General features: G+C 40.3%; 8 protein-coding genes and 1 pseudogene. 1 reads left to right on the top strand and 8 read right to left on the bottom strand.

All coding sequences use genetic code 11. From position 1 onward, the window contains the following. From AACT18_RS11900 to AACT18_RS11880, 5 genes are all read right to left on the bottom strand, one after another. On the bottom strand, positions 1-697 hold a 697-nt coding region (locus AACT18_RS11900), incomplete at its 3' end, for a hypothetical protein (protein WP_094146643.1). Next, positions 697-1,410 (bottom strand): hypothetical protein, encoded by a 714-nt coding sequence (locus AACT18_RS11895; RefSeq protein ID WP_094145952.1) that lies wholly within the window; start codon positions 1,408-1,410, stop codon positions 697-699. The genes AACT18_RS11895 and AACT18_RS11900, both read right to left, overlap by 1 nt. Then, the gene (tsiV1, locus tag AACT18_RS11890) at positions 1,407-2,135 is read right to left on the bottom strand and encodes a type VI secretion system immunity protein TsiV1 (RefSeq protein WP_094144339.1); all 729 of its coding nucleotides are present in this window, start codon (positions 2,133-2,135) and stop codon (positions 1,407-1,409) included. Before tsiV1 ends, AACT18_RS11895 begins: the two co-directional genes overlap by 4 nt. Continuing rightward, a complete protein-coding gene (locus AACT18_RS11885) occupies positions 2,132-4,054 on the bottom strand; it encodes a lipase family protein (RefSeq protein ID WP_094144338.1) in 1,923 nt (640 codons plus the stop codon). The genes tsiV1 and AACT18_RS11885 overlap by 4 nt, the downstream gene beginning before the upstream one ends. A 2-nt stretch (positions 4,055-4,056) precedes the next feature. Next, entirely contained in the window at positions 4,057-4,899 is an 843-nt protein-coding gene (locus AACT18_RS11880; RefSeq protein WP_094125975.1) for a DUF4123 domain-containing protein, read from the bottom strand. A 736-nt stretch (positions 4,900-5,635) separates the two neighbouring features. Between AACT18_RS11880 and AACT18_RS11875 the strand changes: the two genes are divergently transcribed. Continuing rightward, complete coding sequence (locus tag AACT18_RS11875) at positions 5,636-6,850, top strand: tyrosine-type recombinase/integrase (RefSeq protein ID WP_094125974.1); 1,215 nt, start codon at positions 5,636-5,638, stop codon at positions 6,848-6,850. Positions 6,851-6,929: 79 nt separating this feature from the next. Here the strand turns inward: AACT18_RS11875 and AACT18_RS11870 are convergent. The 3 genes and pseudogenes from AACT18_RS11870 to AACT18_RS11860 all read right to left on the bottom strand — a co-directional run. Next, positions 6,930-7,873, bottom strand: a pseudogene (locus tag AACT18_RS11870) (ISL3 family transposase); the annotation flags it as partial. A gap of 96 nt (positions 7,874-7,969) precedes the next feature. Continuing rightward, positions 7,970-8,734, bottom strand: a complete 765-nt coding sequence (locus tag AACT18_RS11865) for a retron system putative HNH endonuclease (RefSeq protein WP_094125973.1) — start codon at positions 8,732-8,734, stop codon at positions 7,970-7,972. Then, positions 8,731-10,125: an AAA family ATPase gene (locus AACT18_RS11860; protein WP_094125972.1), complete on the bottom strand. Its 1,395-nt coding sequence runs from the start codon at positions 10,123-10,125 to the stop codon at positions 8,731-8,733. Before AACT18_RS11860 ends, AACT18_RS11865 begins: the two co-directional genes overlap by 4 nt. Positions 10,126-10,609 lie beyond the last annotated feature (484 nt).

The following is a 10,609-nucleotide window of genomic DNA, read 5'->3' as shown; positions in this document are numbered from 1 at the left end:
GCTCAGAGCGGTAATTTTCACCGGCTAATATATCGTAATGAATCACAGTGTCGTTATTAAATTTCGAGAAATCGTAGTAGACGGTGTAGGCGTTTGATTCTGGTTCCTTGGTTTTAATTATATCATTTACGAAATAAAAACAAGTCATAGCTCCTGACCATCTATCTTTGCTTGCCCATTGCCAAATTTTGGCATTACATTCCTTTGCTTGTACGATTGAATTAATATCAATCGCCTTATCATAGCTATTTGTTGGAGAATAAATTCGCAATTCAGCAAAACCATTTTCATCAAAATCGTTGTACACATGAATAGAAACATCTCTTAAGGCAACCGTACACTGATTACTATCTACTACTGATTTATAAGGTAAACGCAATTCATAGCGGTTTGGTTCGTCTGAAAAATCATAGGTATATTTTTTATCAATTTTCCCTCCCTTGTGCGCTTTACGGCCAAACATATCATAGGAATAGGTTTTACATTCATCGCCCGTGACCCAAAATGCAGCCCATGCAACTACGTGAGCATCAGTTGGTTTTTTACCTGTGATCGTAATATAGGGTTCATCTTGTTTATCGCCCCAAATATTCGGTTGAATGCTTTGGTAATAATCGTATCCAAGAAAAAATAATACAATGAATAATACAAAAATTGATATTCGTTTTTTCCTGTTGGCATTAGCGATAAATATCACTATTGCGGCCCTTTCTCTTTATCTAACGGCTCAGAGCGGTAATTCTCGCCGGCTAAAAAATTAAATTTTATTATCGTATCATCAGAAAACTGAGAAAAATCGTAATAGAACTCATAAGGTCTAACATCTTTTAGTCTGGATTTATTACCAACAAAATACTCACAGTTAAACCATCCATCCCACATATCATTTTTCCCTTGGTGGAATTCAGCATTACAATCTCGTGCTTCTATTATCATCGATGTAGAAATAGCCTTTTCATAAGGCAGCTCGCCCTGAGGATAAGCTCTAAATCCTGCAATCCCATCAAAGTTATTTAAGACATTCACCTGAAAATCTCTCAATTCAATATTGCAATCATTATTATCTACTACAGATTTAAAAGGTAAACGTAATTCATAACGGTTTGGATCGTCTGAAAAATTATAGGTATATTTTTTGTCAATTTTCCCTCCCTGATGAGCTTTACGGCCAAACATATCATAGGAATAGGTTTTACATTCATCGCCCATTACCCAAAATGCAGCCCATGCAACTATGTGAGTATCGGTTGGTTTTTTACCTGTGATCGTAATATAGGATTCATCAGGTTCATCACCCCAAATATTCGGTTGAGAAGTCTGGTAATAGTCATACCCAAGGAAAAATAATGCGATGAATAGTACAACAATTGATATTCGCTTTTTCCTATTGGTATTAGTGATAAATTTCACTCTTGCGGCCCTTTCTCTTTATCTAACGGCTCAGAGCGGTAATTCTCACCGGCTAATATATCGTAATTAATAACGGTGTCATTATTGAATTTCGAGAAATCGTAATAGACGGTGTAAGCGTTAAACTCTTCATCTTTAGTCTTTTTCTTTCCATCGACATAAAAATGACAACCAATGGCCCCTGCCCACTCTTTTCTTACACTTTTAAATATATCACTATTGCAATTATCTGCTGTAATCAATGAGTTTAGCTCAACCTCTCGATTGTAATATTCTCTGCCTGCCGGAGAAAATCGCAACTGAGCAAAGCCTACAGTATCAAAATCATTGTGAGCTTGTATGGAAAAGTCTCTTAATTCCACTATACAATTTTGTGAGTTCTTATACGTTTGGTAAGGAATTCTAAATTCAAAATTTGAACCATCTTTAGCAAAATCATGCGTAATTTTCTGACTTATCTTTCCTCCTTTATGAGCTTTTTGACCAAATAAATCGTAGGAATAAGCCTCACACTCATCTCCTGTCACCCAAAAATGAGTCCAAACTTCTAAATAAGCATCTATAGGCTTTTTGCCTGATATAGTAATATAGGACTCATCAGGTTCATCACCCCAAATATTCGGTTGAGAAGTCTGGTCATAATCATACCCAAGGAAAAATAATGCGATGAATAGTACAATAATTAATATTCGCTTTTTCATTGTGAGGTTATTCAATAACTTCATTGTAGTTGATCCTTAATTTCATCAGGCAATGTTTTTTGCGCTATTAATAACTTCGCTAGTGGTAAGCGCTGAGGGTCAAAGACTATCTGCTTGAGCTCTCCTCTTATTTTATTGCGATTTTCTATTAGTTTATTTATAGAATTCATTTCATTCATCAAACGTCCAATGCTCAACGCTGGTGTAGCATTTCCTAAAGATTCAGCCCAAGTTTGTTTAACGGTGAGATAATTTTTCTGTAAAGTAGCAATTTCTTGATCGAGAGCTGATATCGCTTGCTGGTAATGCACCATTAAACTTTCATTACTTAAAGAATACATTTGTTGCCACAAATTAGGGATATAATATTCCATTCCATGCTCTGCAATTGAAGCGTCGGATAAGCTATTTACCAAAGTAACAGAATCATTACTGGCTAATTTTGCCAGATCTAGCATAGTGATTTGTGTTTGCCTTGGCGTCAGTAAAATCTGGTCAGAATCATTATAAGTTAATAACTGCGATAAATGACCATGGTGGAGATAATTATCATCGTCGTTATCGGTAAGCATTTTTTTAATCAATGTTATACCACTACTAAATACATCCCATTTATCTAGCCCCTCTGTAAGATCGGTATTTGCCCATGTCATGGGGATTTGAGCAACCAAATCATGGTTATTAACATGACGATAATGCAGAATATTCTGATACCGAGTAACAAAACTGCGCGTTCCTGTACGTGGCATTCCATATGTATATAAACGCAATACTGGGGGATGATAGCTATCTTTAATCAATGCGCTTAGAAGTAATGCACCAGCGCCCCCTAAGCTATGGCCACAACAGTAGAATTTTTTTATTTTATGTAGTCCTAGATCTTTCTCCATCAAAGATAACAAAGCCATCGTATATTGGTAAAACCCCCGATGGATATACGTTCCACCAAACTCTTCGGGGGCGATTTGCGCAGCATCAAGGTCCGTTATAATAAGGTCTTTCATCCCTGGTGAATCGGTAGCACTTTCTATCTTATCCGCAATCACAGCCGCCATACCTGAAGCCGCTTTTATAATTTTAAATTTAGTGTTGTCAACAGGTGGTTTCTTACTCTGGAAATAAGGCTCTGTACCTCTCACACCTATAATCGCCAATTCATCGTTGAAGATGATGTAACCTTCACTGCCAACATCATCCTCAGCATAATATTGAGCACTTAAAGCTCTGCTGTATGGTATTTCTTCTAGTAGCCATTTCGCCTGTAAATCTCCAGAATAAGTTGGTCTTTCTTTGCGCTTTAACTGAGAAATTACCGTACTAATCGCACCCTGATTATCTGTTGTCTTACCATCATCCCTATTAAAATCGTTAGTCGCATAAGCAAGTTTCGACAACAACGCAAAGGTATAACTATTCACCAAACTAAATTCATCGGTATCAATAATCACTGGCATATAACTGCGCAGTGCTTTGATTTCAAAAACGTAACTTTGGTTGTGGCTAAGGCTGAACCCTGCTTTTTCCGCAGAGGCATTGGTATCTATCCCTTTATGATGCTCTTGCAAAAACTCATCTTGAGGGGCTTCATCCCAAAAATCACCTATGGTAGTGCTGTGATACCGTTTCGGGCTTTGCTCAGCAGCATCACGCTCTGCCGATGCGCGGGTTTTCACTGGCGACTCTTGCCCTTCTTTACGGCTGGCGTACTTTTCAACTTCGCTTAACAAAGAGGCTTGGCTGACGGAAGCGCGCCATTCACCTGCGGCAATATTTGCAAATAATACTTTACCAGCGCTGGTAGTTTGCGTGTGTGTGTTGGAGGTAATTTTGTTCGTAATGGTGACGGCAAGGCCATCAATCGGTTCATCGTTTTCACTCATGAACTCCAGTTCCAACCAGTTTTTCTCGGGGTTGCACTGCACGCAATGGTTAAATGAATCCATGATTATCCCTCATGTTGTAATTGGCGACTTAAGGCATGCAGAGCGTATTTAATCTCTTCATTTTGATTGTCTTTGATCAGTTCTATCATGCTAGGCTGAGCCAAGTATTCGTTGCCCATGATCGCCGCGATGGCCGCGCTCATCACACGATACGTTAAGGTTTGCTCAGCAGCAGAGAGAAACGGTGTGAGCATGGAAGCGATATCACGCCCTTGCGTAAGATGCTGGTCCATTGCCTTGGGGAAATGCTGCCATAACCAAGATTCAAGGTTAGCTTTTAACAAAGGTAAGTTCTCTTGTTTATCAAGATGATGCGCTTTTATTACCCACCAAGAGCCTTGCTGAGCATTAAATGGCGCGTGCGAGGTGTTGTCAAACGTGACTAAGTGGCCTTGGCCACCATTATCTAATGCAGCCAATTGATTGATATTGCCCAAAAACTGGTTCACTTCTGATTGGTCCATTCGCGCTAACATAGCAATAATGACCGACCTATCGTAAAAGCGAAACATCACTTCCTCGCCTTCTAATCCGGCAATTAATAAACTGCGAAGATGCTGCAAAACTTCATCACCCACGGCATGGCTTGACAGCCCAATACCCTGTTCAAGTAACGCTTCAGGGAGCGACAATACCGATTCAGAAACAGGGATTAACCATGGAGAGAGTGGCATCACCTCAGTAAACATTGCACCATAAAACAGAGGCACGGCTTCTTCAAATCCAAAGCCCCCATTTTGCTGTAAGGCCTGCTTATGAAGCTTGCGATCAACTAACCAATAGCGATGATTTTGCTGCTGTTGAAACCAAGAGAGGATCATGACGGTTTCCCCTGCGTAGAGCATAATCTTACGGCTGGCATATGGGCTTGCTCTGCGTTTAATAACGCTTGGTAAGAAATGGTTCGAAGAGCAGCTGGCATGGTTTGGTCCTTTTTCGTGAATCGCATCGCATAATGTAATGCCTCACTAAGCAAAAGCAATGCCAGTGTTAAATTATTATATTTCAATAGGTTAACTTTATCGTTTGACTACTTGAGCAATAAATTGCTCCGCTGGGCAAAAACTTGCTTAACCAAGCACGATCTGACCGAATTTTTGCTCGGTTCAGTGCTCTCTCACCGACAAGAGATGTAACTGCACGAGCGTCGTCAATCCTAAGCCATCTCATCATTGACAGAACACGTAAAGTTCACCGCACAGCTTAGATTCCAGCCTCGCCAATTAAATGTTAACATCATCACATCTAAAACTGCGGTGGTTATCAGTAAACCTTATTGATGATTCTCATAAACATCAATAAAAACTCTCTTCCTCCACCAGCAGAATTTTTACATTAAAAGGCAGTTTCAAATGGTTAACAACACAATTCAATGGTTTCCGGGTCACCAGCATTGAAGTTTCACAACTTACCAAGAATTCCATTTAATGGATTAAAATCAACGCCTTATATATAGCCAACATCCCAGAACGTCTCAACAAAACTCACCACAATTCAGGATTTTGGTACCCCACCTGGTACCCCACCAAATCAATTTACTATACAATGGTCTTCAAATAATCACTTCAAAGATCATTCACTATGGCAAAACGAATCACTGATACAACAATCAAAGCTCTCGTCATCAAAGACAAGGAATATACATATACTGTTGAAGAGGGTTTACAGCTTCGTATTCGACCTAAGCGCTCTGATAAAGGGACAGGCACTAAGGCTTGGCAATTCAAATACCGTCACCCTGTAACGCGAAAAATAACCAAAATTCCAATGGGAACCTACCCTTCACTGCGACTTGCAGCTGCAAAACTCGAAGCCGCCGAATATCGGAAACAAATCGCTGAAGGTATCGATCCAAAACGATTCAAAGAAGATAAACGAATCGAAGAATTACGTAAGCACAATGATAACTTTCTTGAAGTTTCAACTATGTGGTTTGATAGGAAGCGTAAGTCAGTCAGCTCATTTCATGCAGAGCGAATCTGGAGAACACTGGAAAAGTACGTATTTGATAGCTTAGGGGATCTTCCAGTAAGTAACATTACTCGGCGCGATGCAATTGAAATGCTACGCCCTCTCGAAAAAGACGGAAAGCTATCCACCATCAAAAGAATTTGTCAGAGCTTAAACCAAATTATGGAGTATGCGGTGGCAAGTGATGTGATTAACGCTAACCCATTAACCAAGATGATCAATTCATTTGAGAAACATAAAGTAGAAAACATGCCTACCATACGCCCTGAGCTGCTAGGTGAATTTATGACTCGTTTGCGGCAGAATGAAAACATTCAAGATAAGACTAAACTACTTTTGTTATGGCAGTTGCACACTATTTCTCGCCCAAAAGAAGCGGCTAGAACACGCTGGAAAGACATTGATTTCAATAAGCAATGCTGGACTATACCCGCCGAAGAGATGAAGCGAAGACGAGAGCATAGAGTTCCTTTAACCAAACAAGCGATCGACATCCTTGAAAAGATCAAAGTTCAAAGCATCGGCAAAGAGTTCGTGTTCCCTAGTGAACGGAACCCTGATAGCCATGTAAGCGTCTATACAGCTAATGCTGCTTTAAAACGTAGTTTAGGATTCAAAGATGAACTCGTTGCACATGGTTTAAGAGCCATCGCATCTACTGCCCTGCACGAAAAAGGATTCGATACACTTCACATCGAAGCTTGTTTATCACATATGGATAAAAATGTGACTAGAGCAAGCTACAACCGCTCTGACTTTTTCGAGCAAAGAAAAAAGATTATGTGCTGGTGGAGTGAATATATAACGAAAGCGAATCGCAGCTAATAAACAGCGTGAGTGAGACGGCATACTTAGGCAAATAAATAACTAAAATTTAATCAGAAATAAAATAGACCTAACATAAATAATCTGTATCTCTCACTCCTCTGGCTCTTCGTCTGAGTAAACCAATCGAGACATTACCTGCTTCAACCCGAGCGTTGGTCAGCTTGTATTTTGCGTAATTACAGATGCCTATTTTTCTTTCTAAGATAGCGTCGGCAAAGTTGCTTAGTGACAGTTTTCGGGTTGATTTCGCTAGGCGACACAACGCTTCAAGAGCTGCTACCATAGTTTCGTAACCGGATTCATCCCATATCGTTTGTAGCTGCTCTTTTAGCATATAAATAACGCATAACGTCCAGTTACTCTCGAGCAAGTCATCGAGTCGATCAGGCTGTTTGTCATCCAACTTTTTGAGCGTTTTTCAGTAGGAGAAAGAGTGTTCCCTTAAGCATTCTTTTCTCATCGTGAGAACCATTTCTAAAAGCTTTGGCCCGCTCTTTTCTGATTAAAATGCAGTAATTTTGCATCACATGAAATCGGTCAAAAACAATGTCTGCATGGGGTAGCATTTTCCTTACCGCTGATTGGTAAGCTTGCCCCATATCCATTGATACTGCTTTAATACCAGCCTTTGTTTGCTCTGATAACGGCTCGAAAAATGAGAGACAAGGACTTCCGTTTTTCGACCATGTTCTACCCAAATTAAATGACCAGAAACCAGGTCGTAAGCAACAGTTATATAGTCGTGCCTTTTAGCTCTGGCTACTTCATCGACGCCAATATGGAGCAGGTTATTCAGCTTCTCAGGTTCTAGTGCAGTTCAACTTCTATCGTGCAGGGTGTGCCTGTGATTGGATCTTTGACCTTATATCTTCGGTCTCGACGACAGCGAACGAATACTGACTGGGACACTTCTTCTATTGAACAAGATTCTAAACACTGACCTTTAAAACAAAACGACGAGGAGACAAAGACGACAAAATACACTACTGACTTATAATGAAAATAAGTATTGTAAATCATAGCATTATGAACGATGTTTTTTTCTTACTCATCAAAGAGAGAAGAGGCCCTAAGGTATTACTACGTGCTAATCATTGGCTTTAACTACAACCAGCACTATATATTTGGGCAGTGCTCTTGAATAACCTGCTCACCCAAGTGACCAAACACTGCTCTGACGGCTGAATGAAACTTTCTGAGCTGGTCACAGGCATGTCCCAATCTCGCATCATGCCGCTCTGAAGGAGTTAACTCTGTTTCAGCTAATAACTTGATAGATTCAAGATCGACATCCTCAAGCAAAGGCTCTAGGCATTCTTCAATTTCCTTTAACCACTGTTGCCTCTCTGCTTTTAGAAATGGAGCGTTTAGGTTTAGCAGGTCAATTGTAGATTGTGCTTTCTTCTGTTCGTCGGCTGACAACGCTAGATTCGGGCTAATTTCACCATTGCCAGAGGAGTATATGAAATAGTCTCTACAATTAGCCTGTTGTGGCGATACAAATGTCGCAGCATCAAAATTGTTCCCTTTAAAATGACCTCCAAACTGCAGCGGGCCAGGAAAGTGCTTTAGGTCTTCACTAGCTAACGAACTTAGTAACAGGTTACCGTAATCAAAAGTTTGCTCAGGAAACGCGCTCTTAGGTTTCTCATGCTCAATATGTGTCCCCATATTCAGCTCAAGAGCAAAACCCGTCAGGTTTAGTTCTGTGTAACAACAAAGTCCGTACTGTTGCTGTAGTAACTGTCGGCTAAGCTCAGTTTTACCATTAAAGTTTTTCCAGCGCCGAGTGGCCTCTTCACTCGTTGTTGGGTTCCCGTTGTTTAATTCCTGCTCAAGCTTTACATTGGTTGCGTTATCAGGCTTATCTATATGTCTCATTTACCCAACAACTCCCTGCGCTTCAACACTCTATCAGCATGAACTAAATCTTCGTGGTCCTGACCCAGTAAACCTTCTAATTGTGCACGCACCTTCATTGCTTCATCATCCCTTCCTAGTCCAGAGTTTATTAGCCGCATATACTCTTCAAAAAGCTCTACCTGACGAAGTGGAGGTCGAGCGTCGACGTTGAGCGTTTGCGTTAAAACATAGTTACTAGGTTTTCCTAACGTCTCTCCAATTGGAGGTAACGCTTCACTCTCACCTGCTGCAACGTCAGGTAATACTAGAATTTGCTCTTGTTTCACTGTAGAGAGCACTTGAGGACTGTGTGTGGTTACAATGAACTGTATGTTAGGAAATGCTTCAGATAGGTTCTGAAGAACAAGCTGTTGCCACTGAGGATGTAAGTGCATATCTACTTCATCAATAAGTACGATACCACTTGTTTCCTTAACCGCCTTTTCAGCTAAGTGAGGGTTAAGCCTAACGGCTCTATAGGCAATATCAGCAACCATTCCTAACATATTGCGCACACCATCACTTAAGTATGAAACTGGCACATCACCTTGATCTTTATGTGTGGCAATCACTTCTTCAGTTGTTGCGCTATATCGAATGTTTGACCACCCTGAAGGAGCCAATACAATATTTACAGCGTTAGTAATTGCTTTTAGCAGCTTGCCTCTAATTGTTGAGCCATGAACAACTGCACCTTCAAGGCCATGCTCCTCGATTATTTGCATTTTTCTTTCATAGTCTGCAATCGTTTCAACTCTCAACCATTGCGCAAATGCTGAGTAAGTCGATTCTGGATCTAAACAATCCAAATAACCATCTAGGCGGCTATTCATTTTATGAGCTGGGTTCTTCTTTTCAGTTAATCTTTTCTCTTTCCAAAGCCGCCCTGTTCCGTAATAGCTCAACAAAGGTAAAACTACCTTTTCATTATTCTGTACCGACTTCTGTAAATCTTGAGCAACTGACTTGAGTTCTTTGACTTGAGTTGTTCGCCCCTTTAGCGTATTTCTAAACCGTGACCAGCTACCGGGGAATTGATAGTCACCACCTCCGTGAACGGTCACTTGAACCTCCACAGGAAATTGACGTTCCATTGTTAACTTTCCGGCGTCTGCTAAGCTATCCCCAGCCTCAAGTTCACTAACTCCAACAGAATGTTTAGCGATTCGAATATCAGAGTTCAGGATTCCACGATCTTTGCTTGTTTCAAAACCACCAGAAAATTGGCCATATCCAATCGCGATGGCATCAAGAATAGACGTTTTACCAAAGCCATTTAAACCGACCAGAACGTTAACACCAGTGCCAAACTGACACTTGAAATGCTTGAATGCCCTAAAGTTTTTTAGTTCTAATTTGTCAATTTTCATTATTTATCCATAAGCTGTTCCGGTCGATGCTAGATTACAACAATCAATGATTCAATTGTATAGCTAATATAGTGAATGTCCTAAGCGTCCCATGAAACCAGAGGGCAATATTATTGGTGTTTGAAGTTCTGGTAAACCCGTTGCTCACTAACCTCTAGACATCAGAAAGCTTCAAATAGAAGCCTCCACGTACTAAAAAATCACCAAACACTGAGCCGTTCATACTGCTGGCGTTTCTGGTTCAGCTTTTTAACTAATCTAAGTAACGAACGTAAATTTGGCTAATAACCACTTAATTTGCATTAAGTTATAGCTCTTACTGATGGATAAAATGATAACAAAGTAATACTAGCGCTAGAGAGGGTAGCTGGGTATTACTTTAGGCATTACGAAAGCAAGCGCTCTTACGACACTTTATGGCACACCAAAAAAGCGTAACTTATTAAATTTATTATATTTAAGATAAGAAAGAAGACGTCCTGAG

The sequence above is a fragment of the Vibrio sp. V04_P4A5T148 genome, assembly GCF_963875605.1.
Taxonomy (GTDB): Bacteria; Pseudomonadota; Gammaproteobacteria; order Enterobacterales; family Vibrionaceae; genus Vibrio; species Vibrio anguillarum.
The sequence above is the reverse complement of the archived record's forward strand: the minus strand, read 5'-3'. Positions and strand labels throughout refer to the sequence as shown.

What these genes read in the sequence shown, in the direction of transcription:
- tsiV1 (WP_094144339.1), bottom strand. Translation starts at nt 2,135, where the DNA reads ATGAAGTTATTGAATAACCTCACAATGAAAAAGCGAATATTAATTATT.
- AACT18_RS11885 (WP_094144338.1), bottom strand. Translation starts at nt 4,054, where the DNA reads ATGGATTCATTTAACCATTGCGTGCAGTGCAACCCCGAGAAAAACTGG.
- AACT18_RS11880 (WP_094125975.1), bottom strand. Translation starts at nt 4,899, where the DNA reads ATGCTCTACGCAGGGGAAACCGTCATGATCCTCTCTTGGTTTCAACAG.
- AACT18_RS11875 (WP_094125974.1), top strand. Translation starts at nt 5,636, where the DNA reads ATGGCAAAACGAATCACTGATACAACAATCAAAGCTCTCGTCATCAAA.
- AACT18_RS11865 (WP_094125973.1), bottom strand. Translation starts at nt 8,734, where the DNA reads ATGAGACATATAGATAAGCCTGATAACGCAACCAATGTAAAGCTTGAG.
- AACT18_RS11860 (WP_094125972.1), bottom strand. Translation starts at nt 10,125, where the DNA reads ATGAAAATTGACAAATTAGAACTAAAAAACTTTAGGGCATTCAAGCAT.